This window comes from Kosakonia pseudosacchari, from assembly GCF_900184035.1.
Classification (GTDB): Bacteria; Pseudomonadota; Gammaproteobacteria; order Enterobacterales; family Enterobacteriaceae; genus Kosakonia; species Kosakonia pseudosacchari.
Map to the genome: position 1 here is coordinate 769,794 of NZ_FXWP01000009.1, position 23,478 is coordinate 793,271.

27 protein-coding genes are annotated in these 23,478 nt (G+C 53.4%); 16 read left to right on the top strand and 11 right to left on the bottom strand.

Going from position 1 to position 23,478, the window contains the following annotated elements; genetic code table 11:
* Nucleotides 1-25: 25 nt before the first annotated feature.
* Genes flgD through flgB form a run of 3 tightly spaced genes read right to left on the bottom strand, consistent with a single transcriptional unit; the run spans nt 26 to nt 1,543 of the window.
* Entirely contained in the window at nt 26-706 is a 681-nt protein-coding gene (gene flgD, locus BN2591_RS05735; protein ID WP_086869750.1) for a flagellar hook assembly protein FlgD, read from the bottom strand.
* An 11-nt stretch (nt 707-717) separates the two neighbouring features.
* Entirely contained in the window at nt 718-1,122 is a 405-nt protein-coding gene (gene flgC / locus BN2591_RS05740; protein WP_017456403.1) for a flagellar basal body rod protein FlgC, read from the bottom strand.
* 4 nt (nt 1,123-1,126) lie between these two features.
* On the bottom strand, nt 1,127-1,543 hold the full coding sequence (gene flgB, locus BN2591_RS05745) for a flagellar basal body rod protein FlgB (protein WP_017456402.1): 417 nt from the start codon (nt 1,541-1,543) through the stop codon (nt 1,127-1,129).
* Between the two features lie 157 nt (nt 1,544-1,700).
* On the opposite strand from flgB, the gene flgA reads away from it, so the two are divergent.
* From flgA to flgN, 3 genes are all read left to right on the top strand, one after another.
* Complete coding sequence (flgA, locus tag BN2591_RS05750) at nt 1,701-2,360, top strand: flagellar basal body P-ring formation chaperone FlgA (protein ID WP_086869752.1); 660 nt, start codon at nt 1,701-1,703, stop codon at nt 2,358-2,360.
* Nucleotides 2,361-2,454: 94 nt separating this feature from the next.
* Nucleotides 2,455-2,748 (top strand): flagellar biosynthesis anti-sigma factor FlgM, encoded by a 294-nt coding sequence (flgM, locus tag BN2591_RS05755; RefSeq protein ID WP_017456400.1) that lies wholly within the window; start codon nt 2,455-2,457, stop codon nt 2,746-2,748.
* A gap of 4 nt (nt 2,749-2,752) precedes the next feature.
* The gene (gene flgN, locus BN2591_RS05760; RefSeq protein ID WP_020457429.1) at nt 2,753-3,175 is read left to right on the top strand and encodes a flagella biosynthesis chaperone FlgN; all 423 of its coding nucleotides are present in this window, start codon (nt 2,753-2,755) and stop codon (nt 3,173-3,175) included.
* An 80-nt stretch (nt 3,176-3,255) separates the two neighbouring features.
* On the opposite strand, the gene murJ is transcribed toward flgN, so the two are convergent.
* The 4 genes from murJ to rimJ form a co-directional block, all read right to left on the bottom strand.
* On the bottom strand, nt 3,256-4,794 hold the full coding sequence (gene murJ / locus BN2591_RS05765; RefSeq protein WP_086869754.1) for a murein biosynthesis integral membrane protein MurJ: 1,539 nt from the start codon (nt 4,792-4,794) through the stop codon (nt 3,256-3,258).
* A gap of 107 nt (nt 4,795-4,901) precedes the next feature.
* Nucleotides 4,902-5,825 (bottom strand): Gfo/Idh/MocA family protein, encoded by a 924-nt coding sequence (locus tag BN2591_RS05770; protein ID WP_086869755.1) that lies wholly within the window; start codon nt 5,823-5,825, stop codon nt 4,902-4,904.
* 2 nt (nt 5,826-5,827) lie between these two features.
* Nucleotides 5,828-6,475 (bottom strand): YceH family protein, encoded by a 648-nt coding sequence (locus tag BN2591_RS05775; RefSeq protein WP_086869757.1) that lies wholly within the window; start codon nt 6,473-6,475, stop codon nt 5,828-5,830.
* Between the two features lie 9 nt (nt 6,476-6,484).
* A complete protein-coding gene (gene rimJ, locus BN2591_RS05780; protein WP_086869759.1) occupies nt 6,485-7,069 on the bottom strand; it encodes a ribosomal protein S5-alanine N-acetyltransferase in 585 nt (194 codons plus the stop codon).
* 237 nt (nt 7,070-7,306) lie between these two features.
* Between rimJ and mdtH the strand changes: the two genes are divergently transcribed.
* The 10 genes from mdtH (at nt 7,307) to BN2591_RS05830 (ending at nt 14,739) form a co-directional block, all read left to right on the top strand.
* Entirely contained in the window at nt 7,307-8,515 is a 1,209-nt protein-coding gene (mdtH, locus tag BN2591_RS05785; protein ID WP_086869761.1) for a multidrug efflux MFS transporter MdtH, read from the top strand.
* Nucleotides 8,516-8,580: 65 nt separating this feature from the next.
* On the top strand, nt 8,581-9,228 hold the full coding sequence (gene grxB, locus BN2591_RS05790; RefSeq protein ID WP_086869763.1) for a glutaredoxin 2: 648 nt from the start codon (nt 8,581-8,583) through the stop codon (nt 9,226-9,228).
* Between the two features lie 123 nt (nt 9,229-9,351).
* Nucleotides 9,352-9,912, top strand: a complete 561-nt coding sequence (locus tag BN2591_RS05795) for a lipoprotein (RefSeq protein WP_086869764.1) — start codon at nt 9,352-9,354, stop codon at nt 9,910-9,912.
* Nucleotides 9,913-10,027: 115 nt separating this feature from the next.
* Nucleotides 10,028-11,071 (top strand): dihydroorotase, encoded by a 1,044-nt coding sequence (pyrC, locus tag BN2591_RS05800; protein WP_086869766.1) that lies wholly within the window; start codon nt 10,028-10,030, stop codon nt 11,069-11,071.
* 79 nt (nt 11,072-11,150) lie between these two features.
* The gene (gene dinI, locus BN2591_RS05805; RefSeq protein WP_017456390.1) at nt 11,151-11,396 is read left to right on the top strand and encodes a DNA damage-inducible protein I; all 246 of its coding nucleotides are present in this window, start codon (nt 11,151-11,153) and stop codon (nt 11,394-11,396) included.
* A 277-nt stretch (nt 11,397-11,673) separates the two neighbouring features.
* The gene (bssS, locus tag BN2591_RS05810; RefSeq protein WP_017456389.1) at nt 11,674-11,928 is read left to right on the top strand and encodes a biofilm formation regulator BssS; all 255 of its coding nucleotides are present in this window, start codon (nt 11,674-11,676) and stop codon (nt 11,926-11,928) included.
* Nucleotides 11,929-12,048: 120 nt separating this feature from the next.
* Nucleotides 12,049-13,167 (top strand): N-methyl-L-tryptophan oxidase, encoded by a 1,119-nt coding sequence (solA, locus tag BN2591_RS05815; RefSeq protein ID WP_086869768.1) that lies wholly within the window; start codon nt 12,049-12,051, stop codon nt 13,165-13,167.
* Between the two features lie 51 nt (nt 13,168-13,218).
* Nucleotides 13,219-13,335 carry a YceO family protein gene (locus tag BN2591_RS05820; RefSeq protein WP_086869769.1) on the top strand — a complete coding sequence of 39 codons (117 nt, stop codon included), beginning with the start codon at nt 13,219-13,221 and terminating at the stop codon, nt 13,333-13,335.
* A 260-nt stretch (nt 13,336-13,595) separates the two neighbouring features.
* Complete coding sequence (locus tag BN2591_RS05825; protein ID WP_086869770.1) at nt 13,596-14,162, top strand: cytochrome b; 567 nt, start codon at nt 13,596-13,598, stop codon at nt 14,160-14,162.
* Nucleotide 14,163: 1 nt separating this feature from the next.
* Complete coding sequence (locus BN2591_RS05830; protein ID WP_086869772.1) at nt 14,164-14,739, top strand: YceI family protein; 576 nt, start codon at nt 14,164-14,166, stop codon at nt 14,737-14,739.
* Between the two features lie 34 nt (nt 14,740-14,773).
* Here BN2591_RS05830 and trhO read toward each other — a convergent pair whose 3' ends face one another.
* Nucleotides 14,774-15,823, bottom strand: coding sequence for an oxygen-dependent tRNA uridine(34) hydroxylase TrhO (gene trhO / locus BN2591_RS05835; protein WP_086869774.1), 1,050 nt, complete (start codon nt 15,821-15,823; stop codon nt 14,774-14,776).
* 217 nt (nt 15,824-16,040) lie between these two features.
* On the opposite strand from trhO, the gene BN2591_RS05840 reads away from it, so the two are divergent.
* The 3 genes from BN2591_RS05840 to BN2591_RS05850 all read left to right on the top strand — a co-directional run bounded on the left by BN2591_RS05840 (nt 16,041) and on the right by BN2591_RS05850 (nt 19,069).
* Entirely contained in the window at nt 16,041-16,961 is a 921-nt protein-coding gene (locus BN2591_RS05840; RefSeq protein ID WP_086869776.1) for a Kdo(2)-lipid IV(A) acyltransferase, read from the top strand.
* Between the two features lie 138 nt (nt 16,962-17,099).
* The gene (mdtG, locus tag BN2591_RS05845; RefSeq protein WP_086869778.1) at nt 17,100-18,347 is read left to right on the top strand and encodes a multidrug efflux MFS transporter MdtG; all 1,248 of its coding nucleotides are present in this window, start codon (nt 17,100-17,102) and stop codon (nt 18,345-18,347) included.
* Between the two features lie 347 nt (nt 18,348-18,694).
* Nucleotides 18,695-19,069, top strand: a complete 375-nt coding sequence (locus BN2591_RS05850; protein WP_086869972.1) for a MysB family protein — start codon at nt 18,695-18,697, stop codon at nt 19,067-19,069.
* On the opposite strand, the gene BN2591_RS05855 is transcribed toward BN2591_RS05850, so the two are convergent.
* The 3 genes from BN2591_RS05855 to mdoG all read right to left on the bottom strand — a co-directional run bounded on the left by BN2591_RS05855 (nt 19,070) and on the right by mdoG (nt 23,426).
* Nucleotides 19,070-19,297 carry a YceK/YidQ family lipoprotein gene (locus tag BN2591_RS05855; protein WP_086869974.1) on the bottom strand — a complete coding sequence of 76 codons (228 nt, stop codon included), beginning with the start codon at nt 19,295-19,297 and terminating at the stop codon, nt 19,070-19,072.
* Between the two features lie 72 nt (nt 19,298-19,369).
* Entirely contained in the window at nt 19,370-21,898 is a 2,529-nt protein-coding gene (gene mdoH, locus BN2591_RS05860) for a glucans biosynthesis glucosyltransferase MdoH (protein ID WP_086869779.1), read from the bottom strand.
* Complete coding sequence (gene mdoG, locus BN2591_RS05865) at nt 21,891-23,426, bottom strand: glucans biosynthesis protein MdoG (protein ID WP_020457411.1); 1,536 nt, start codon at nt 23,424-23,426, stop codon at nt 21,891-21,893. Before mdoG ends, mdoH begins: the two co-directional genes overlap by 8 nt.
* Nucleotides 23,427-23,478: the final 52 nt, after the last annotated feature.

A 23,478-nucleotide genomic window follows, 5' to 3' on the forward strand; every position in this document is an offset into this window, starting at 1 on the left:
ACTTACTCCTGATAAGTGTTTTGGCTTAGATAATCTGCCGTACTTCGTCGAGTGTGGTGGTACCGTAAGTACCCAAATCCAGTGTGCTACCGTTGCTGCCGCGGGTAACACCTTGCACCAGTGCAAACTGCAACGGCTGGGCAACCAGCTGTGTTGCGCCAGAGCTTGCGGCAATAGAGACTTTATAAGAGCCATCTGGTGCCGCGGTTCCATCTGCCATCTTGCCGTCCCAACTGAAGGTGTGGACACCGGCAGTCAGCGAGCCAATATCGATAGTGCGCACCACGGTACCGTCTTTGCTGGTCACGGTAGCGGTCACTTTATCGGCGGCTTGCGTCAGTTCCACGCCAAACGGCGTTGAAGTTTCTTTACCCACCAGAATGGTCTGTCCCGGGATCATCACGCCATGCCCAATCAGGCTTGCTGCCTGCAATGACTGGCTGTTGTCGATCTGTCCGGAAATCGAACCGAGGGTGGTGTTCAGTTTTTCAATCCCGCTCACGGTGCTGATTTGCGCCAGTTGAGTGGTCAGTTCGTTGTTCTGCAGCGGGTTAGTCGGGTCCTGGTTTTTCAGTTGCGCGACCAGCAGCGTCAAAAAGCTGCCTTGCAGGTCGGATGCACTGTTTGTCCCGGTTGTGCTGGTGTTGTTACTGGTCGAGGAGACACCATTATTTGTCGGGTCATCCACTCTTACGGCGATAGACATGCGCGTCTCCTTTACTGTCCGAGCGTGAGGGTTTTGAGCATCATGCCCTTAACGGTATTAAGCACTTCAACGTTCGCCTGGTAGCTGCGGGACGCAGACATGGTGTTCACCATTTCGCCGACCACATCAACATTGGGCATTTTGACGTAGCCATTCGCATCAGCCAGCGGGTTACCTGGTTCGTAAACCAGTTTGTCCGGTGCCTGGCTTTCAATCACATCAGCAACTTTTACACCGCCGGTCGCTTGCCCGGGCGCAGCATCCACCTGGAACACAACCTGCTTAGCGCGATACGGCTGGCCATCTGGTCCGGTCACGCTGTCGGCGTTCGCCATGTTACTGGCGGCCACGTTCAAACGTTTGGACTGCGCGGTCAGCGCGGAGCCTGCGACATCAAAGATATTCAGTAATGCCATTTAATTAGTTCCCCTGTTGCAGAACACTCATCATGCTTTTGATCTGCCCACCCAGCACGGTCAACCCGGTCTGGTATTTAACGCTGTTGTCAGCGAACTGCGTACGTTCCCGATCCATATCCACGGTGTTGCCATCCAGCGAGGGCTGATCCGGAATGCGGTACAACAAATCGGTAGACGGTCCGCTCATCGCCTGCGCCGGAATATGGCGCGAAGAGGTCATGGTCAACGCAACGCCACTGCCTTCAGCACGTCCACGCTCCATGACTTTTTTCAATTCGCTGGCGAAATCAATATCGCGCGCCTGAAACCCCGGGGTATCGGCGTTGGCGATGTTTGCCGCCAGAATTTCCTGACGCTGGGCGCTCAGGTTCAGCGCTTCTTGCTGGAAACGAAGTGCGGCATCAAGTTTATCGAGCATGGCTCCCCCACTGATGACAATTATTTAGCCAACAGCTTAAATCTCCGCTGACAAACTTATCGCTGGAATAAGGGCAAAATGCGTCGCTATTTATTGCGTTGATAGGTTGACCATGCGGTTAAAATCCCCTCAACCACTCAACAGGCAGGAGTCTGCGATGAACACGTTGAAAGGCGGTTTAGCCGCGACCTTACTGTTTTTAAGCGCCTTTGCTCAGGCCGCTGACTTGCAAGCACAGCTGACGTCATTTTTTGCTCAACGTCTTGCTGGCTTTAGCGACGAGGTAGTGGTAAATATACGCACCCCGCAAAATCTGTTGCCCGCTTGCGAGCAGCCCGCGCTGAGCGTGCTCGGGAACGCGAAACTGTGGGGGAACCTGAACGTGCTGGCGAATTGCGCAGGAGTGAAGCGCTATTTGCAGGTGGAGGTTCAGGCGACCGGTAACTATGTGGTGGCAGCGCAGTCCGTTGCCCGAGGCAGCATGTTGCAGCCCGGCAGCGTGACGCTAAAACGCGGCCGCCTTGATCAGTTGCCGCCGAGAACGATGCTGGATATTACCCAGGCGCAGGATGCGGTCAGTTTGCGCGATCTTACCCCAGGCCAGGCGATTCAACTGTCAATGTTGCGCCAGGCGTGGCGGGTTAAAGCGGGTCAGCGTGTACAGGTCGTGGCGTCGGGCGATGGCTTTAGTGTGAACGGCGAAGGTCAGGCACTGAACAATGCGGCGGTGGCGCAAAACGCCCGTGTGCGCATGGCTTCAGGGCAGATTGTCAGCGGTGTAGTGAACGCTGATGGGAATATTCTGATTAACCTATAATCTTTTTAAAGAATTCATGTCGCCTGCCGATAATTAAGCAACGACTAAAGATATCAGGCCCGAAACGCCGGGATACCTCGATGAGGACAACACTATGAGCATTGATCGCACATCGTCTTTAAAACCGGTTAGTTCCGTTCAACAGCGCGAAACTAACGAGACCCAAACGCAAAAAACGCGTCTGGAAAAAGCGGCTACGGCAAACAGCACCAGCGTGACCCTCAGCGGCGCGCAAACCAAGCTGATGCAGGCTGGCGCTAATGACATCAATATGGAACGCGTGGAACAGCTGAAAACCGCGATTCGTAATGGTGAACTGAAGATGGACACCGGCAAAATCGCCGATGCCCTGATTGATGAAGCGAAGAGTTACTTGCAGAGTAAATAACAGTATGAATCGACTGTCAGACATTCTTGATCAAATGACAGTTATCCTGAGCGCTCTTAAAGACGTGATGGATGCTGAGCAAAAACAGCTTTCCGTAGGTAACATTCAAAGCAGCGCATTGCAGCGTATCACGGAAGAAAAAAGCTCATTGCTCGCCACACTGGATTACCTGGAGCAACAGCGTCGTTCGGCACAAAAAGCGCAACATAGCGCTAACGACGACATCGCCGATCGCTGGCAAACCATTACGCAGAAAACGCAGCATTTGCGCGACCTTAACCAGCACAATGGATGGCTGCTGGAAGGACAAATTGCGCGTAACCAGCAAGCGCTGGAACTGCTGAAGCCGCATCAGGAACCGAGCCTGTATGGCGCGAATGGCTATACCGCTTCCGCCAGCCGTGGCGGAAAGAAAATCTCGATTTAAGCACACCTCTTTTGTTTGCCAGGGATAATTCCCTGGCAATTTGCTTTTCTCTTTTCCCGCTTCAACTTCTCTGCACCGACTTACGCCGTGGTACGACGCGCGAACTCTTTCACTTTAAAGCCCAGCAGCGCCAGCGTGGCGAAATAGGCCATTACGCCGACCAGCACGACGGCCATCAACCGCAGCAGACGATAAGGCATGGTGCCGGTTGACCATTCCGGCATGACATACAGCATGCCCACTAATGCCGCAGCCATCACCAGCACTGCAACCACCAGGCGCAGCAGGAAACTTGCCCAGCCCGGCTGCGGCGTAAAGATCTGCTGCTTACGCAGCTGCCAGTAGAGCAGCCCGGCGTTCAGACAGGCCGCCAGACCAATCGACAGCGACAACCCGGCGTGTTTCAGCGGCCCGATAAACGCAAGGTTCATTAATTGCGTCATCACCAGCGTGACAATGGCAATTTTCACTGGCGTTTTAATGTCCTGCCGCGAATAAAAACCGGGCGCCAGCACTTTGACCACAATCAGCCCCATCAACCCCACCGAGTAGGCGATTAACGCGCGCTGCGTCATTAACGCATCAAACGCGGTGAATTTTCCGTACTGGAACAGCGAAACGGTCAACGGTTTCGCCAGGATGCCAAGCGCCACGGCGCTCGGCAACGCCAGCAGAAAACAGAGTCGCAGCCCCCAATCCATCAGACGGCAATATTCGTCGTGGTTGCCGCTGGCGAAACTTTTCGACAACGACGGCAACAGGATGGTGCCAAGCGCCACGCCAAGCACGCCGGAGGGAAACTCCATCAGGCGGTCAGCGTAATACATCCACGATACGGAACCGGAAACCAGAAACGACGCGAAAATGGTGTTGATAATAAGGGAGATCTGGCTGACCGAAACCCCAAGGATCGCCGGCCCCATCTGTTTGATAACCCGCATCGCTCCGGCATCGTGGAAGCTGATGCGCGGCAGCACCAGCATGCCAATTTTCTTCAGGTGCGGCAGCTGATACACCAGCTGCAGTATTCCCCCGACCGTAACGGCCCAGGCCAGCGCCAGCACCGGCGGATGGAAATAGGGAGCCGCGAACAGCGCAAAGCCAATCATGCTGATGTTTAAAAACGTCGGCGCGAACGCTGGCACCGAAAAGCGATTCCAGGTATTGAGAATCGCCCCGGCCAGCGATGCCAGCGAGATCAGCAGAATATAAGGAAAGGTAATGCGCAGCAGTTGCGAGGTTAAATTGAATTTATCCGCCGTATCGGCAAAGCCCGGTGCGGTGACCAAGATCACCCACGGTGCCGCCAGCATCCCGGCCACGGTGACAATCGCCAGCGCCAGCGTCAGCAACCCGCAGACATAGGAGACAAAAACCCGCGTCGCATCTTCACCCTGTTTGCTTTTGTACTCGGCGAGGATCGGCACGAAGGCCTGAGAAAACGCCCCTTCTGCAAAAATGCGGCGCAATAAATTCGGCAGTTTGAACGCCACGAAAAAGGCGTCGGTCGCCATTCCCGCACCAAACACCCTTGCCACAATGGCGTCGCGCGCAAAACCCAGCACGCGGGAAAACATCGTCATGGAGCTGACAGCCGCCAGCGATTTTAATAGGTTCATTCTGGTTTCCATAAGACACAACGCCTGCAATGCAGGCGTTGATGTACAGCGAAGCGCTTAGTCTACAGGGAAAAAGGCGAATTACTATCGCCAGATGTTACCGGGCATTATTCACTCATCGCTTCGCGCCAGAGCTTGTCGACCACGCGCTGGGCGAGGATCGCTTGCTCGCCTGCGGTTTCCGGAACTGTCTGATTTTGCACACATTCAATGAAATGGCGGGCGCATCCGGCGAAACCGCGCTGCTCCAGTACGCTCTGCCAGCCCGCCACCGGACGGGCGACAACGCCCTGCCCGCGCTCTTCGCGCCACTCGCGCATGTCGGTAATGTCGAACAATCCGCCGTCAGTCACTGCCTGAATCCATTCCCGCTGACTACCCGCCCGGCGATGCATGCTGGTGGTAATTTGCAGATGTTCAACACTGAAATGGTGCTCGGCGTAAATCATCGCGCCGTCGTCATTGGTCAGCAGCGTACCGCTTTTTAATTGCGCGGCACCGCCCGCCAGCCATAACGCGGTATCCACAACATGGAGGTAGTCATCCAGCAGGGTGAAGCGTAAATCATGCGGCCCGACGCTGTCGGTACGGTGTTTATCCATACGCAGCGAGGCAGCCTGCGGCACCTGCTGTTTCAGTTCACGATAAAGCGGCGAGAAACGACGGTTAAACCCGACCATCAGCGTCAGTTTTTTACGTGCGGCCAGCTCGATAAGCCGCTCCGCATCCTGTAAGTTTTCCGCCAGCGGCTTATCCACACAGACATGTACACCGAGATTAAGCAACTCACTGACGACCGCATAGTGTGAAGCCGTCGAGGTGTGGACAAACACCGCGTCGCATTGTGCCGCCAGGGAAGCCAGCGAGTCGGCATACGGAATGCGCCAGGTTTCGCACACGCGCAGCGCCTTTTCGCGCGTTGGCGACCAGGCCGCCGCCAGCGTCCAGTCCGTTGCTGCGCCTAACACTGGCAACCAGGCCTTTTGCGCAATGCCGCCAAGCCCTACCACACCGATACGTAAAGTTGTCACCGTTAATCCCCCAGATGTGCGAGTAGCGAATCCAGACGCTGCTTCAGTTCGGCCACTTCCTCTTCCAGCGCGTCGACGCGCGCGGCAAGTGACGCTTCCGCCGGGCTGACGGCTTCAACAACATTCACCAGAGTCTGCACATCGCCGCTAAACAGATGCATAAAACGGCTTTCGCGTTTACCTGGCTCTCTTGGCAGGCGCACCACATACGGCCCGTCTTCACGCGTCGCCAGATGTTCTAACGCATTTTCCACTTCCGCCATATCGCTGAACTGATGCAAGCGTTCGCCGCGGGTGCGCAACTCGCCCGGCGTTTGCGGCCCGCGCAGTAGCAGCGTGGTGATCAGCGCCACCTCGGCAGAACTGAGTTTGAGATCGCCAAATTCAGAATTACAAAAACGCTGCTCATATTTTGTCACCCGGTTACCAAAACCGCTTACCGTGCGCAGATAATGGCGCTTGACCAGCTCATCCAGCACCGCCTGAACCTCGTGTTCGGCAAGGTTCATCACCGGTTCACGGTTGGTTTTTTGATTACAGGCGGTGACAACACCATTGATGGAGAGCGGGTACTGTTCCGGCGTCGTCACCTGTTTTTCCAGTAAACAGCCAATCACCCTCGCCTCTACGGCGGTTAATTGATACTTCATCACAACTCCTTAGCGACCGGGGGTCCATTCCTGCGTGGTTAATGCGGTAAGCACGTGATCGCGCCATTGCCCGTCAATTAACAGATATGATTTGGCATAGCCCTCTTTTTCAAAGCCAAGCCTCGCCAACAGATCACCGCTGCGTTTATTGTGCGGCATATAGTTCGCCATAATGCGGTGCATATGTTGCGTGCGTTGCATATAGCGGATGGCGGTGGTGAGCGCTTCGAACATCAGCCCTTGTCCCTGCCATTTCTGACCGACGGAATACCCCAGATAACAGGCATGAAAAGAGCCGCGCACCACGTTTGAGAAATTGGCCACGCCGACTATCTCTTTCTCTTCCGGATCGAGCAGCGCGAAATAGAACGCGGAACCCTGTTTATGAAATTCATTGATCATGCCAAGGCGCGCCTGCCAGCCGGAAGGATAACAATGGCTTTCGTCGCGCACGGGTTCCCAGGGTTTTAAAAACTGGCGGTTTTCGGCGTAATAATCCGCCAGCCGCCAGGCGTCGCGCTCATGCACCAGGCGAACCACCAAGCGATCTGTTACTAAGCGTACTTTCGGCACGTTACTGCGATAGCCAAACATGCATTACCACTCCTTCCGTTTTACGACTCTTTTAACCCCTTCCCTTTACTATACAGTTGCTCTGGCGCTGTGGGAAAACAGCAACATGGCATTTTCTGCGTCAAACACCATTTTCGATGAAAAGTCTCAATCAAAGGCTGAGGTTGATAAAAAAATATTGTCACCGCGCCCATGGGAAAAGGCCCGACGAAACCGCAGAATAAGAAGGTCTTATCTTTCTTATTTCCCGGAGGGGAAATGGCGCGCATATCGCAGGCAAGGAGCCTGGGTAAATATTTCCTGCTTGTCGATAATATGCTGGTTGTTCTCGGCTTTTTCGTTGTCTTTCCACTGATTTCTATCCGCTTTGTTGACCAGCTTGGCTGGGCGGCATTAATGGTCGGCATTGCGCTCGGTTTGCGTCAGTTTATTCAACAAGGTTTGGGGATTTTCGGCGGTGCGATTGCCGACCGGTTCGGCGCCAAGCCGCTGATTGTCACCGGCATGCTGATGCGCGCGGGCGGCTTTGCCGCGATGGCGGTGGCGCATGAACCCTGGCTGCTGTGGCTTTCCTGTATTCTTTCCGGGCTGGGCGGCACGCTGTTTGATCCGCCGCGCTCCGCACTGGTGGTGAAACTGGTGCGCCCCCATCAACGCAGCCGTTTTTTCTCGCTGTTAATGATGCAGGACAGCGCGGGCGCCGTTATTGGCGCGCTGCTCGGCAGCTGGCTGCTGCAATATGACTTTCGTCTGGTGTGCGCGGCTGGTGCGCTGATGTTTATTTTGTGTGCCGCGTTTAACGCCTGGCTGCTGCCAGCCTGGAAACTGTCGACGGTGAAAGCGCCGGTGCGCGACGGTCTGACGCGCGTGTTGCGTGACAAACGCTTTGTGACTTACGTGCTGACCCTTACCGGTTATTACATGCTGGCGGTGCAGGTAATGCTAATGCTGCCGATTATGGTTAACGACATTGCCGGTTCACCGGCGGCCGTAAAGTGGATGTACGCCATTGAAGCCTGCCTGTCGCTGACGCTGCTCTACCCCATTGCGCGCTGGAGTGAAAAACGTTTTCGCCTTGAGCATCGCCTGATGGCGGGTCTGCTGGTGATGTCATTCAGCCTGTTGCCGGTGGGGATGGTCGGCACGCTGCAGCAACTCTTGACGCTGATTTGCACCTTCTACATCGGCTCCATTATTGCCGAGCCTGCCAGGGAAACGTTAAGCGCACAGTTGGCCGATGCCCGTGCGCGCGGCAGTTACATGGGTTTTAGCCGTCTTGGACTGGCCTTCGGTGGCGCGCTTGGTTATGCAGGCGGCGGCTGGCTGTTTGACGCCGGGAAAGCATTTAATCAGCCGGAACTGCCGTGGATGATGCTTGGCGTTATTGGGTTCATGACCTCCATGGCGCTGCTGTGGCAATTCAGTCACAAACGTATTCGTCCGACCATGCTTGAACCCGGCGCCTGATTTGCGCCTGTGTATCCCCTCTTCCATACTGGTAATTGATGGATAAGCCAGTATGGAGGAGAAACGTGAAACTCTACATTTACGATCACTGCCCGTTCTGCGTTAAAGCCCGCATGATTTTCGGCCTTAAGAACATCCCCGTCGAACTCAAGATCCTGCTCAATGATGACGAAGCCACACCCACAAAAATGATTGGCCAGAAAATGGCGCCGATCCTGCAAAAAGACGATAGCCGTTATCTGCCGGAGAGCATGGACATTGTGCATTATGTCGATAAGCTCGACGGCAAACCGCTACTAACCGGGAAACAAAACCCGAAAGTGGAAGAGTGGCTGCGTAAGGTGAATGGCTACGTTAATAAGCTGTTGATCCCGCGCTTCGCGAAATCGGCGTTTGATGAATTTTCCACGCCGCAGGCGCGGGCCTATTTTGTTGCCAAAAAGGAGGCGGCGATGGGTAGTTTTGCCGAGCACCTCGCCCACTCTGCGGGGCTGGCGAAAAATATCAGCGACGATTTACGCACACTGGATAAATTAATCGTGCAGCCCAACGCGGTGAACGGAGAACTCTCCGATGATGATATTCATCTCTTCCCGTTGCTGCGTAACCTGACAATCGTGAGCGGTATCAACTGGCCCAGCCGGGTTGCAGCATACCGTGACAACATGGCGAAACAGACACAAATTAACGTGCTGTCATCGATGGCTATTTAACCGCCTGTGACGGAAGCGTGCCCGCTTCCGTCACGCCTTTCAGCTTTTTCCGCTGGCCTTTATTGAACGTGTGTCGCATGCTACGCCCCTGCGTCGTAGCATGGCGATCACGTTGAGGAATTCATGAAGAGAATCATTTTTGCCGCAGCACTACTGTTGAGCGGCGTGCTGGTGGGGTGCAATCAACTGACCCAATATTCGATCAGCGAACAGGAGATTAACCAGGCGCTACAAAAGCGTAATGACTTCGCCAAAGACATCGGCGTGCCTGGCGTTGCCGACGCCCATATTGTGCTGAATAATCTGGCCAGTGAAATCGGTCGTGAAGAACCCAATAAAATCACGCTGACCGGCGATGCGAATCTGGATATGACCTCGCTATTTGGCAACCAGAAAGCCATCATCAAATTGAAACTCAAAGCGTTGCCGGTGTTTGATAAAGAAAAAGGCGCGATTTACCTGCAAGAGATGGAAGTGGTTAACGCCACCGTGACGCCGGAAAAAATGCAGACTGTGTTACAAACACTGATGCCCTATCTAAATCAATCGCTACGCAACTACTTTAACCAACGCCCTGCTTATGTGCTGAAAGAAGACAGCAGCAAAGGCGAGGCGCTGGCGAAAAAATATGCCAAAGGGATTGAGGTGAAACCGGGTGAAATTATCATCCCCCTCACTGACTAAATAACAGGGCGCCGTGAGCGCCTTTTTTTCAGGAAAAGGATGCAAACGAAAACGTTTCCGCTTATTCTTAGTGCCCGGCAAAAAACACCTGTTTCTCACCAGCCGGAGCACTCCAATGACCCAACCCCAGGTTTTGAAAATCCGCCGTCCTGACGACTGGCATGTCCATTTACGTGATGGCGAAATGCTAAAAACCGTGGTGCCGTGGACCAGCGAAACTTACGCCCGCGCCATTGTCATGCCGAACCTTGCTCCCCCTGTCACCACCGTGGATGCGGCTATCGCCTACCGCCAGCGTATTCTTGACGCCGTGCCCGCCGGGCATGATTTTACGCCATTAATGACCTGCTACCTGACCGACAGCCTGAACGCCGATGAAGTCGAACGCGGTTTTAACGAGCGGGTATTTACGGCAGCGAAACTCTACCCGGCGAATGCCACGACCAACTCCAGCCATGGTGTTACCAGCATTGATGCGATTATGCCGGTACTGGAACGAATGGAAAAACTGGGCATGCCGCTGCTGGTGCATGGTGAAGTGACGCACGCAGATATCGATATTTTCGATCGAGAAGCGCGATTTATCGAAACGGTCATGGAACCGCTGCGCCAGCGTCTGCCGGGGCTGAAAGTGGTGTTTGAGCATATTACGACCAAAGATGCCGCAGACTATGTGCGCGAAGGCAACGAGCTGCTGGCCGCGACTATCACGCCCCAGCACTTGATGTTTAACCGTAATCATATGCTGGTCGGTGGTGTACGCCCTCACTTGTACTGCCTGCCGATCCTGAAGCGCAATGTTCACCAGCAGGCGCTGCGCGAGCTGGTTGCCAGCGGTTTTAGTCGCGCGTTTCTCGGTACGGACTCCGCGCCGCATGCGCGTCATCGTAAAGAGGCCAGTTGCGGCTGCGCCGGTTGTTTCAATGCCCCCACCGCACTTGGCAGTTATGCAACCGTATTTGAAGAGATGAATGCTCTCCAGCATTTTGAAGCGTTCAGTTCGGTCAACGGACCGCGATTCTATGGCTTACCGGTGAACGAAACGTTTGTTGAGCTGGTGCGTGAAGAGAGCCTGGTGCCAGAGGCGATTGCGCTGCCGGAAGATTCGCTGGTGCCGTTCCTCGCAGGTGAAACCGTGCGCTGGCGCATTAAGCAATAAATAAAAAAATTACCGCTCCCTGTTGTAATAGTTTTCGCTTAACTGTATAAACATACAGTAAATTACACAGGGGGCTATTATGCGCATTGAAGTGACTATCGCCAAAACCACACCCTTACCGCCTGGCGCTGTTGATGCGCTGGCGGGCGAGTTATCTCGTCGTCTGAACAATTGTTACCCCGATCGCGAAAACAAAATTACGGTTCGCTACGCCGCAGCAAATAATCTTTCGGTTTTGGGCGGCGCAAAAGAAGATAAAGATCGCATAACTGAAATTTTGCAGGAAACCTGGGAAAGCGCCGACGACTGGTTTATCACCGACTAATTTTTCTTTAAGTTTGTGCTTATTGCCGGGTCGCCCCGGCTTTTTTTGTTGTTTTTTTAAGCGCAATCCTGGTGCAGCGCTTTTTTAATAAAAATATATGGTTAAGAGCCCGTTTTCTTATTCAAAAAAATCTAACGGTCGAAAAAACATGTTGCAGAGTGTTTAATTATTCGATCTACTCCCCCACTTGTTGGTATACTGAAAAAGCTTCAAAAAAAACACGCATTGAACCTCAAGAGTCGTTGTCTAATTAAACACGCCAATAAAGGGGGTTATGATGGTAAAGAATAATGAAGTCATCCAGACCCATCCACTGGTCGGATGGGACATCAGCACCGTGGATAGCTACGACGCACTGATGCTCCGGTTGCACTACCAGACCCCAAACAGAGCCGCTCAGGAAGAGACCGAAGTCGGCCAGACGTTGTGGTTAACGACCGATGTTGCCCGCCAGTTTATTTCGATACTCGAAGCGGGCATTGCCAAGATTGAATCGGGCGACTACCAGGAAGATGAGTATCGCAGGCATTAGTGATAATGCGCTATATAGACTCAACAGGCACCCTTGTGGTGCCTTTCTTATTTCTGTCCTTGTATAACGTTCCCAGGTTAATTACCCTCCTGAACACGCATTTGCCTGGAGAACACCACCATGAAATACGATCTCATTATTATTGGCAGCGGCTCTGTCGGCGCAGCGGCAGGCTATTACGCCACGCTAAGCGGGCTGAATGTGCTGATGACCGATGCTCACCTGCCGCCCCATCAGGAAGGCAGCCACCACGGTGATACGCGTTTAATGCGCCACGCTTACGGCGAAGGCGAAAAATATGTTCCGCTGGTGCTGCGTGCGCAACAGTTGTGGGAGCAACTGGCGGCTGAAAGTGGCGAAGCGGTGTTTGACCGCACAGGCGTTGTCAATATCGGCCCGGCGGATTCCGCTTTTTTGGTTAACGTCGCGCAAAGCGCAGCGCAGTGGCAGCTGGCCGTCGAAAAACTCGATGCCCCGTCACTGATGGCGCGCTGGCCAGAAATCCGCGTACCCGACAATTACATCGGCCTGTTTGAAACCGACTCCGGTGTACTGCGTAGCGAACAGGCGGTAAAAACCTGGATCCGTCTTGCCAAAGAGGCGGGCTGCGCTCAGCTGTTCAATTGCCCGGTCACCGCGCTGCATCATCATGATGACGGCATCAGCATCGATACCCAGGAAGGGATATTCCACGGTAAAAAAGTGCTTGTCAGCGCGGGAACATGGGTGCAAAAACTGCTGCCTGAGCTCCCGATACAACCGGTGCGCAAAGTTTTTGCATGGTTCCAGGCCGATGGTCGCTACAGCACCAAGAACAAATTTCCGGCGTTTACTGGCGAAATGCCCAATGGCGACCAGTATTACGGCTTTCCGGCGGAAGATAATGAATTAAAAATCGGCCGTCACAACGGCGGGCAGCTTATCAGCGAAGCGCAGCAGCGTAAGCCGTTTGGTGAAGAACCGGGAGATGGTTCCGAATGTTTCGCTTTTCTGCGCCAGTTTCTGCCAGGCATCGGTGGATGTTTGTACGGTGCATCCTGCACCTACGATAACTCTCCTGATGAAGACTTTATTATTGATACGCTGCCGGGCTTCCCGGACACACTGATTGTCACAGGCCTGAGCGGACACGGTTTTAAATTTGCGCCAGTGCTGGGTGAAATTGCCTGTGAATTTGCCCACGGCAAAAGCTCGAAGTTTGATTTACAACCTTTCTCACTTTCCCGCTTTGCCGGGTAAACCTTCCACGGCCTCATTCGGGGCCGCTTAATGCAGCTTTGCGGAGAGAATATGCGCCGTCTGTTTCATTTCTTAATAAATAACGTACGTGAACATTTGATGCTTTATATTGCGCTGTGGCTACTTATCGCACTGATCGATATTATCTATATCGTATGGGCGCCCTGAAAAACACTGACAAAAACTGACATAGCTTTATAAAAATATATTTTCAGGACAGAATATTTAAACATCGCTATCGCAACAAAAGCTTAATAAATTCATGACTTACCCCTACAATCAACCTAATGTTCTGAATATTATTTAGCAAAGTCATTCAAAAAAGATGATATAGAAAAAATAACAATTCAAAATCGTAATTTTGAGTTGCAATATTGTTTCTCTCCCGCCATTTTAATTTAACCAGTTATTAACCACGATTAACAATTATGCCATTTCGCAATTCACCTGAGCGCTACGGCGCCGTTTCCATTGTTCTGCACTGGCTGGTGGCCATTGTGGTTTATGGTATGTTCGCGTTGGGTCTGTGGATGGTGACGCTGAGCTATTACGACGGTTGGTATCATAAAGCGCCTGAGCTACATAAGAGCATCGGCATTTTGCTCATGCTTGGCCTCGTGTTCCGGGTAGTCTGGCGTTTTCTTTCCCCTCCGCCGAAGCCGCTTGCCAGTTATTCACGGCTGACGCATATCAGCGCTGTCTTCGTCCATATCGCGCTCTATTTGCTGTTGTTCGGCATTCTTTTCAGCGGCTATTTGATCTCCACAGCCGACGGTAAACCCATCAGCGTTTTCGGGCTGTTCGAGATACCCGCAACGCTTGCCGATGCCGGTTCGCAAGCCGACCTGGCAGGAAGTATTCACCTCTGGCTGGCATGGAGTGTAGTCGTGCTGTCCGTTTTACATGGCCTTGCCGCCGTTAAACACCATTTCATCGATAAAGACGTCACTCTCAAGCGCATGCTGGGAAAATCGTCGCCTGACTCTGGAGCATAATATGAAGAAAATCCTGCCGGGACTCGCTCTCGCTTCGCTGCTGTTTACTACGGGTTCTGCTATCGCTGCAGACTACAAAATTGATAAAGAGGGTCAACACGCCTTCGTTAATTTCCGTATCCAGCACCTCGGTTATAGCTGGCTCTATGGCACGTTTAAAGATTTCGGCGGGACGTTTAGCTTCGACGAAGCCAACCCGGCCTCTGACAAAGTCAACGTAACCATTAACACTAACAGTGTCGATACCAACCATGCAGAGCGTGATAAACACTTGCGCAGTGCTGAGTTCCTGAATGTGGCGAAATTCCCGCAGGCAACCTTTACCTCAACAGAGGTGAAAAAAGCGGGTGACGGGCTGGATATCACCGGCAACCTGACGCTGAATGGCGTAACCAAACCGGTGGTGCTGGCGGCGAAACTGATGGGTCAGGGCAACGATCCGTGGGGCGGCGTGCGCGCAGGCTTTGAAGCTTCCGGCAAAATTAAGCTGAAAGATTTTAATATCACCACCGATCTGGGCCCGGCGTCGCAGGACGTTGAACTGATTATTTCCGTGGAAGGCGTGCGTCAGAAGTAAGATTACGGGAGAGGGGCAGCCCTCTCCTCAGCTTTTATTCCGGATCCGGAATGCCCAGTTTGGTATTCAGGCGACCACGGGATTTGTTAAAGATTTTGTTGCCATTCTCCCGACCGGCGCGACGTTTACGCTGCTCTTCTTCCGGTAGTGCGCTCTCTTCTTTACACAGCTCACTGCAGCAACCGTTAAATTTCTCAGCACAGGCCGGACACTGAATAAACAGCAAATGGCAGCCGTCATTACGACAGTTGGTATGGGAATCGCAGGGCGTGCCGCACTGGTGGCAGTGGGCAATAACGTCATCAGAAATGCGCTCGCCCATACGCTCGTCAAACACAAAGTTTTTGCCGATAAAACGTACCGGTAAGCCCTGTTCGCGTGCGCGGCGCGCATATTCGATAATGCCGCCTTCGATATGCCACACTTTATTGAAGCCGTTATGCTTCATCCAGGCGCTCGCTTTCTCGCAGCGGATACCGCCGGTGCAGTACATAACGATTTTCTTATCTTTATGTTCCTGCATCATTTCGACCGCTTTCGGTAACTGCTCGCGGAACGTATCCGCCGGGATCTCCAGCGCACCGGCGAAATGCCCGACTTCATATTCGTAGTGATTACGCATATCAATGAAAACCGCATCAGGATCGTCGAGCATGGCGTTCACTTCCGCCGCTTTCAGATAATCCCCCACATCGCTGGCGTCAAAACTCTCATCTTCAATACCGTCGGCAACAATCCTGTCGCGAACTTTCATGCGCAGCACCCAGAAGGATTTACCGTCATCATCAATCGCGATATTTAAACGCAGGCCGTCAAGCGCCGGATCGAATGCATAAAGCGCCTGGCGAAAGGCGTCGAATTTGCTCTGTGGCACGCTGATTTGCGCATTGATACCTTCATGAGCAAGGTAAATGCGGCCAAATACATTCAGTTGGCTAAGCGTCTGATAAAGCGCGTCGCGCGTGGCTTGCGGGTTAATAATCGAGAAATATTTATAGAACGAGACGGTCACGCGCGGTTCCGTTTCCGCGAGCATTCGCGCCTTCAGCTCATCATTAGAGATGCGGTTGTGTAACACTGGCATGGTGTACGTGTCCTGCAAAGTTAGGGGTGAAAAAACGGCGGCATCATAAAGCAAATACTGATAATTTACATCCACACATTTTGCGCTACATTTTTTCTCATTCTAATGATTACGACGCAACAATTCCTGACAAAACAGGCATTCTGTGCGCCATGGTTTTGGTTAATTCCGAAAAAATGCGAGAATACAGGGAATTGTTGCTTCAAACAGGACAGTCATGACGCATTTACCCAAATTTTCGGCATCGCTGCTGCACCCGCGCTACTGGGCTCTCTGGTTCGGGGTCGGCATGTTGTGGTTAGTTGTTCAACTCCCCTACCCCGTGATTTACCGCCTCGGCTGTGGCATTGGCCACCTGGCACAGTGCTTGATGAAACGTCGTGTGCGTATTGCGCAGCGCAACCTTGAACTCTGCTTTCCGCACATGAGCGAAACAGAGCGCCAGAAAATGGTCGCGAAAAATTTTGAATCGGTCGGAATGGGTTTGATGGAAACCGGCATGGCCTGGTTCTGGTCCGATCGCCGGATGTCACGCTGGATGGAGGTTATCGATTTTGAACATGTCAGGAATGTACAGGCGCAAGGGCGAGGAATTTTGCTGATCGGCGTACATTTTTTGACGCTGGAAATTGGTGCCCGCATGTTTGGTCTGAACGAGCCTGGTATTGGTGTTTATCGCCCGAATGACAATCCGGTTATTGACCTGCTGCAAACCTGGGGTCGCATGCGTTCCAATAAAAGCATGATCGACCGTAAAGATCTCAAAGGTATGATCCGCGCCCTGAAAGCGGGTGATGTCGTCTGGTACGCGCCCGATCATGACTACGGCCCGCGCGCCAGCGTTTTCGTCCCTTTCTTTGCCGTTAAAGATGCGGCATCCACGTCCGGAACCTGGATGCTGGCCCGCATGTCCCAGGCCTGTATCGTACCTTTTGTTCCACGCCGTAAACCGGGCGGCAAAGGATACGAACTGATTATTCTCGAGCCGGAATGTTCCCCTCCACTCGATGACGCAGAAACCACCGCAGCATGGATGAATAAAGTGGTTGAACGCTGCATTATGATGGCACCAGAGCAATATATGTGGCTGCATCGCCGTTTCAAAACGCGCCCGGAAGGCGTCCCCTCTCGCTACTGAATCGATAAAGAGTCCGCAAATGCGGGCTCTTTTTTTGTCATACAAACCTGCGCCAGCGCATTGCGGCAATCATAACCTGAGCGCATAATTAGCATGCTTACTATCGAGTATAATTAATGTGTGCTGTTATGGACGGTTATGTCTCTCTCTGATGCCCCAATAAACTGGAAGCGTAATCTCACCGTTGCCTGGTTTGGCTGTTTTCTCACCGGCGCGGCGTTTAGCCTGGTGATGCCGTTTATCCCCCTCTATGTCGAACAGCTTGGCATCACCGATCCCGGCGCGCTCAATATGTGGTCCGGTTTAGTCTTTAGTATCACCTTCCTCTTCTCTGCCATCGCTTCTCCCTTCTGGGGCGGTCTTGCCGACCGAAAAGGGCGGAAAATCATGCTACTGCGTTCCGCTCTCGGCATGGCGATTGTGATGGCGTTAATGGGGATCGCACAGCATGTCTGGCAGCTCCTTGTTCTGCGAGCGCTGCTCGGTTTGCTGGGCGGTTTTATCCCCAACGCGAATGCCTTGATCGCCACGCAAATGCCGCGCAACAAAAGCGGCTGGGCGCTGGGTACGCTCTCGACGGGAGGTGTTAGCGGCGCGCTGCTTGGCCCGCTGGCCGGTGGTTTGCTGGCCGATACCTGGGGCTTGCGGATGGTCTTTTTTATTACCGCCTCTGTGCTTTTTATCTGTTTTCTGCTCACCCTACTTTGCATCCGCGAAAATTTCACCCCGGTGGCAAAACGCGAGATGTTGCACTTCAAAGAGGTTTTCGCCTCGCTAAAAAGCCCCAAACTGGTGTTGAGCCTGTTCATAACGACCATGATTATCCAGGTAGCGACGGGCTCTATTGCGCCGATTCTGACACTCTATGTGCGCGATCTTGCCGGAAACGTCAGCAATATTGCCTTTATCAGCGGCATGATTGCCTCCGTGCCTGGCGTCGCGGCACTGCTTAGCGCACCTCGGCTGGGCAAATTGGGCGATAAAATCGGCCCGGAGAAAATCCTCGTCGCGGCATTGATAATCTCCGTCTTGCTCCTGCTGCCAATGTCACTGGTGCACACTCCCTGGCAACTGGCCATTTTGCGCTTCCTGCTTGGTGCTGCAGACGGTGCGTTGCTTCCTGCGGTGCAAACCTTGCTGGTCTATAACTCCACCACGCAAATTGCCGGACGGATATTCAGTTACAACCAGTCATTTCGCGATATCGGTAATGTTACCGGTCCGCTGATGGGCGCGGCGGTCTCGGCAAGCTACGGTTTTCGCGCGGTGTTTTGCGTGACGGCGGGTGTCGTTCTGTTTAATGCCATTTATTCATGGTACAGTTTACAGCGTCCTGCCCGCCGGGCGAGAACTGAGGAGACCCGCAGCGTTCAACGCCAGGAGTAACCCACAAAGCGCGATCGCGCGGCCGATACAACAGATATCTGCGTTAAATTCACGCTACCCGCGTGCAAAAATGCGATGCTGTTTCGCGCATATTCCCGGATTACTCAAAGCCGACAAGCGGGCTAACTGGCGTGGCTGATGATATTTATCTTGCACCACGTTAAACATAAGACGTTCGGCCACCGCTCCCGCAGGCGTAGCGTTATTAAGCACTACGCCTTTCTCGTTATGTCATGAAATCGCTGATTCATTTCTTACAAATTTGACGCTCGCAAAGCCAGCGTCTATAGGTTTGTGCATACCTTTTTTACTGTTATCTCAGGAGCGATGATATGGCCGAAACTGAACTGGAGTATTACTCAACACTGTCGGAAGCAATTGATGCCGCGCGGGAATTATTTATTGCCGACAACCCGGATCTTGATGAAGAAGAAATCAGCGTGCAGCAATTCAATGTGCAAAAGTATGTTCTTCAGGATGGCGATATCGCGTGGCGCGCTGAGTTTTTTGCGGATGAAGAAGAGCCAGGCGAATGTCTGCCTCTTTTAAGCGGTGAAGCCGCACAAAGTGTCTTTGACGGCGATTTCGATGAAATTGAGATAAGCCAGGAGTGGCAGGAAGAGAATACGCTGCACGAATGGGACGAAGGCGAATTCCAGCTGGAGCCGCCTCTTGATACCGAAGAGGGACAGACAGCCGCTGATGAGTGGGATGAGCGCTGATTACTCGTAAGGGCCGTGATTGGCATCCAGCGGTAATAAAAGGGTGTCAAACACCAGTGAAAAGGGGAGATCAAGCACGGTAATGTAGCGCCACGCGGAGTCGCGGACATCCCATTTAACGCCGGGATAATACTGATTACCGTGTCCCTGACCGGGAATTGTCCGGCTGACGATGCTACCGCAACCACTTAGCAGGCACGCCATGACGACTACCAGAATCACTCTCACAGGCAACCTCTTCTTATTTATATCAGACAAAAAAATACCGGCTCCTGGGCCGGTATTTTCCTTAATGTCGGCTTACTTTGCCTTTAACGCCAGTGGGTTAAGCTTCAGCGTTTCATAGTAGCTCGCCCATGAGAGATATTTCTCAGGGGCCGCCCACAAGCGATAATGCATCCGCGCCAGCGTGACCGGGTCGCTCAGCAACACCAGGCGGCGATCGCGATTCAGCTTCTCTGGTGTTTCGTTTAACGCCTGCTCTACATGACGATCGCGGGCAATTTCCAGCACGTGGCTTGCACGGTGGCGAGCCGTTGCCATCGCCGTTGCCAGCGCGTTGAATGACGGGTTAAACACCGCATGCATAAAGCCATCATCCAGGCTGCGCGAGCGGTTCAGCTCCAGGTATTTATCCGTATTCACCAGTACCTGCGGCGGAGAATACTCTTCCGGGATCAGGAACAGTTTCCAGCGTTTGGTGCGCAGACCGACAGTAGACCGGCTGGAGATAACCGACACAAACGGTGACAGGATCAGCGAGAAGACAATCGGTGCCAGCCAGAACAGGAAGCGGAGATCAAGCCACGCCATCCCGACTGCCCACACCAGCCCCAGCAGCAGCTGAGAACCGTGACGCATAAAGGCTTCACCCCACGGCGTTGAGTCATCGTCACGCTGCGGCGAATTCCATACCACTTCCCAGCCAAGGAACGCGCTGACCACAAACACGGTGTGGAATAGCATACGCACCGGCGCAAGCAGCACTGAGAACAGCACTTCCAGCAGCAGGGAAATCGTTACGCGAATGAACCCGCCATACTCTTTCGGCCCTTTGCACCACACCAGGATGATACTCAGCAGCTTCGGCAGGAACAGCAGTACCATTGTCGAAGCGAAAAGCGCGATTGCCAGCTCCGGACGCCACTGCGGCCACACCGGGAACAGCTGGCGCGGCTGCAGGAAGTATTGCGGCTCCGTCAGCGCATGCACGACCTGCAAGGCCGTGGAAAGCGCAAGGAACATAAACCACAGCGGTGCAGAAAGGTAGGACATTACGCCAGTGAGGAACACGGCGCGGTGAACCGGGTGCATACCTTTAACCAGGAACAAGCGGAAGTTCATCAGGTTGCCATGGCACCAGCGGCGGTCGCGTTTCAGCTCGTCGAGCAGGTTCGGCGGCAGCTCTTCATATGAGCCCGGCAGATCGTAAGCGATCCACACCCCCCAACCGGCACGGCGCATCAGCGCGGCTTCGACAAAGTCGTGGGACAGAATCGAACCGGCAAACGAGCCTTCACCCGGCAGCGGCGCCAGCGCACAGTGCTCAATAAACGGTTTCACGCGAATAATCGCGTTATGGCCCCAGTAGTGGGATTCACCCAACTGCCAGAAGTGCAAGCCCGCAGTGAACAACGGCCCGTAAACGCGGGTTGCAAACTGCTGACAGCGCGCATAGAGCGTATCCATCCCGGATGCTTTTGGTGACGACTGGATGATCCCGGCATTCGGGTTCGCTTCCATCAGACGTACCAGCCCGGTCAGACACTCACCGCTCATCACGGAGTCCGCATCCAGCACTACCATGTAGCTGTACTGGCTGCCCCAGCGACGGCAGAAGTCATCGATATTACCGCTTTTGCGTTTTACACGGCGGCGGCGGCGGCGGTAGAAAATCTGCCCTTCGCCCTGCACTTCCGCAATCAGCTCCATCCACGCTTTCTGCTCGGCTACGCAGATATCGGGGTTGTAGCTGTCGCTCAGAATATAGACATCGAAATGCGCTGCGTTGCCGGTGGCTTTCACGGATTCCCAGGTTGCACGCAAGCCTGCGAACACGCGATCCACGTCTTCATTGCAGATAGGCATAATCAGCGCCGTGCGATGCTCCGGGTTTAGCGGTTCATCGCCCACCGTCGAGGCCGAAATGCTGTATTTATCGCGGCCAATCAATAGTTGCAGAAAGCCCATCAACGCCGTCCAGAACCCGGCAGAAACCCAGCAGAACAGCACCGCGAAGAGGATCAAGATACCGGTTTGCAGCACATATGGCAGAAGCTGCATAACGGAAACCCACAGATCCTGGCCCGCCATATCCGTTGGGTTGATCAGCGCCCAGCCCTGATATGGCAGAATAGTTTTCATATACCATGTGGCGACGACGGTTTGCGCCAGCGTCAGCACCAGCAAGATATAGCGGCGGATAGAACCAACGGTACGCCATTTCTGCTCGTGCGCCTGCTCCTCTTTGGTCAAACGCGCAAGGTAACGCGGCGCAACTTCGCGCCCGCGCAGACGATCCCAAAAACGACCAATCGGGTTGGTGCGCCACGGGTCGGGGAACATCGAAGAGCGTTTGGCTTTCGGCATGGCCTGAAGCTGCGCGCGCCCTTCATCGTCTTTGATTAATTGCCCTTCGGCGAGCGAATCCGGCCAGCTATGTTCCAGACGTGCGGTAACAGAACCCAGCGGCGTATCATCTTCACGCGTCCAGCTCGTATGCTCTTTATCCAGCGCTTCATGCACGCTGCGAATGCTCTCTGTCGGCAGCGCCGCTTTTTCCGAGGCGGAAAGCGGCAGCATGTCGATATACTCAGTTGTCTTATTCATTGGCAGGTAGCTGATAGCTCCAGGTTTCACTCAGGTTCTGGTCGGCGTTGACCAGCGCCGCGCGCATATCCGTAGTTTTCTTCGGATCTTTTACTTTCACGCGCAACATCAAACGCCAACCTTGCGTAACCGGATTATAGCGAACGGTGTTTTCCACAATCTCACCGTTATCGCCAATGCTGGCTTGCGCGGTTACAGGGGTATCCTTCGGCAGCTTTTTCATATCCTGGCCGGTGAAATCCACCACAAACGCGATAGTTCCGTCAGGTTGACGGATAAGGTTTGACTGTTTCACATCCCCTGTGGAGCGACGCGTCTGCAGTACCCACGCATTGTCTGGCGCATGCAGCTTGTCTTCGTCACGGCTAAAGGTGATGGTGTATTTGAAGTTCATCTCTTTACCTGGATCCGGCAGTTGATCCGGGGTCCAGTAAGCGACAATGTTATCGTTAGTTTCGTCATTGGTCGGAATTTCGACCAGTTCAACTTTGCCTTTGCCCCACTCGCCTTTCGGCGTTACCCACGCGCTCGGACGCAGATCATAGCGGTCATCGATATCTTCAAAACGGGAGAACTGACGACCACGCTGCAGCAGACCAAAGCCCTGCGGGTTTTCCATCGCATAGCTGCTCACAGCAAGATGTTTCGGGTTATTCAGCGGACGCCAAATCCACTCGCCGTTGCCTGCAAGCATCGATAACCCGTTAGAATCATGCAATTCCGGGCGATAGTTGGTTGCTGGAGAGGGTTGCGTCGGCCCAAACAGGAACATACTGGTCAGCGGCGCAACACCGAGTTTGCCCACTTTATCGCGCAGGTAAACTTTGGACTGCACATCTACCACGGTGTCGCGGCCTGGAATGATCACAAAACGGTATGCGCCTGTTGCACGCGGTGAATCCAGCAGCGCGTAAATGGTCAGGCGTTTGTCAGTCGGTTTTGGACGCTCAATCCAGAACTCACGAAAACGCGGAAACTCTTCGCCAGAGGGCAGCGCAGTGTCAATGGCAAGACCGCGGGCGGAAAGACCGTATACCTGCCCTGCACCAATCACACGGAAGTAGCTTGCGCCCAGCATGCTGACGATTTCATCGTTTTTATCTTTATTATTGATGGGGTACAGAACTTTGAAACCGGCGAAACCGAGGTCTTTGACCGTGTCTTTATCGTGCTGGACGTTGCCGAAATTGAAGTAATCCGGGCTATATTTGATCTTACGTACGGCAGTGGTCGTCACTTCGTTGATGGTCACTGGCGTGTCGAAGTACATACCCTGGTGATAAAACTCAAGCTTAAATGGGGTGTTGATCGCGTTCCAGTAGGCTTTGTCGTGGTTAAACTGGATCTGCTGATAGTCCGCGTATTTCATCTCACGGAACACAGAGGGCAAATTGGTCTTGGGTGCTTCGTAGCCTTTACCGGCCAGTGATTGTGCCTGTTTTGCGACATCATCAATAGAAAAGGCCCAGCCTGATGACGTATAAAGTGACAACAGAACAGCAGCACCTACCCAACGCATTTTCATCATTCGTAATTTAGGTTTCATAATAACTAAGCACTTCCCCCTTTGTGTGCTTAAA

What these genes read in the sequence shown, in the direction of transcription:
- flgD (WP_086869750.1), bottom strand. Translation starts at nt 706, where the DNA reads ATGTCTATCGCCGTAAGAGTGGATGACCCGACAAATAATGGTGTCTCC.
- flgC (WP_017456403.1), bottom strand. Translation starts at nt 1,122, where the DNA reads ATGGCATTACTGAATATCTTTGATGTCGCAGGCTCCGCGCTGACCGCG.
- flgB (WP_017456402.1), bottom strand. Translation starts at nt 1,543, where the DNA reads ATGCTCGATAAACTTGATGCCGCACTTCGTTTCCAGCAAGAAGCGCTG.
- flgA (WP_086869752.1), top strand. Translation starts at nt 1,701, where the DNA reads ATGAACACGTTGAAAGGCGGTTTAGCCGCGACCTTACTGTTTTTAAGC.
- flgM (WP_017456400.1), top strand. Translation starts at nt 2,455, where the DNA reads ATGAGCATTGATCGCACATCGTCTTTAAAACCGGTTAGTTCCGTTCAA.
- flgN (WP_020457429.1), top strand. Translation starts at nt 2,753, where the DNA reads ATGAATCGACTGTCAGACATTCTTGATCAAATGACAGTTATCCTGAGC.
- murJ (WP_086869754.1), bottom strand. Translation starts at nt 4,794, where the DNA reads ATGAACCTATTAAAATCGCTGGCGGCTGTCAGCTCCATGACGATGTTT.
- BN2591_RS05775 (WP_086869757.1), bottom strand. Translation starts at nt 6,475, where the DNA reads ATGAAGTATCAATTAACCGCCGTAGAGGCGAGGGTGATTGGCTGTTTA.
- rimJ (WP_086869759.1), bottom strand. Translation starts at nt 7,069, where the DNA reads ATGTTTGGCTATCGCAGTAACGTGCCGAAAGTACGCTTAGTAACAGAT.
- mdtH (WP_086869761.1), top strand. Translation starts at nt 7,307, where the DNA reads ATGGCGCGCATATCGCAGGCAAGGAGCCTGGGTAAATATTTCCTGCTT.
- BN2591_RS05795 (WP_086869764.1), top strand. Translation starts at nt 9,352, where the DNA reads ATGAAGAGAATCATTTTTGCCGCAGCACTACTGTTGAGCGGCGTGCTG.
- pyrC (WP_086869766.1), top strand. Translation starts at nt 10,028, where the DNA reads ATGACCCAACCCCAGGTTTTGAAAATCCGCCGTCCTGACGACTGGCAT.
- dinI (WP_017456390.1), top strand. Translation starts at nt 11,151, where the DNA reads ATGCGCATTGAAGTGACTATCGCCAAAACCACACCCTTACCGCCTGGC.
- bssS (WP_017456389.1), top strand. Translation starts at nt 11,674, where the DNA reads ATGGTAAAGAATAATGAAGTCATCCAGACCCATCCACTGGTCGGATGG.
- solA (WP_086869768.1), top strand. Translation starts at nt 12,049, where the DNA reads ATGAAATACGATCTCATTATTATTGGCAGCGGCTCTGTCGGCGCAGCG.
- BN2591_RS05820 (WP_086869769.1), top strand. Translation starts at nt 13,219, where the DNA reads ATGCGCCGTCTGTTTCATTTCTTAATAAATAACGTACGTGAACATTTG.
- BN2591_RS05825 (WP_086869770.1), top strand. Translation starts at nt 13,596, where the DNA reads ATGCCATTTCGCAATTCACCTGAGCGCTACGGCGCCGTTTCCATTGTT.
- BN2591_RS05830 (WP_086869772.1), top strand. Translation starts at nt 14,164, where the DNA reads ATGAAGAAAATCCTGCCGGGACTCGCTCTCGCTTCGCTGCTGTTTACT.
- trhO (WP_086869774.1), bottom strand. Translation starts at nt 15,823, where the DNA reads ATGCCAGTGTTACACAACCGCATCTCTAATGATGAGCTGAAGGCGCGA.
- BN2591_RS05840 (WP_086869776.1), top strand. Translation starts at nt 16,041, where the DNA reads ATGACGCATTTACCCAAATTTTCGGCATCGCTGCTGCACCCGCGCTAC.
- mdtG (WP_086869778.1), top strand. Translation starts at nt 17,100, where the DNA reads ATGTCTCTCTCTGATGCCCCAATAAACTGGAAGCGTAATCTCACCGTT.
- mdoH (WP_086869779.1), bottom strand. Translation starts at nt 21,898, where the DNA reads ATGAATAAGACAACTGAGTATATCGACATGCTGCCGCTTTCCGCCTCG.
- mdoG (WP_020457411.1), bottom strand. Translation starts at nt 23,426, where the DNA reads ATGATGAAAATGCGTTGGGTAGGTGCTGCTGTTCTGTTGTCACTTTAT.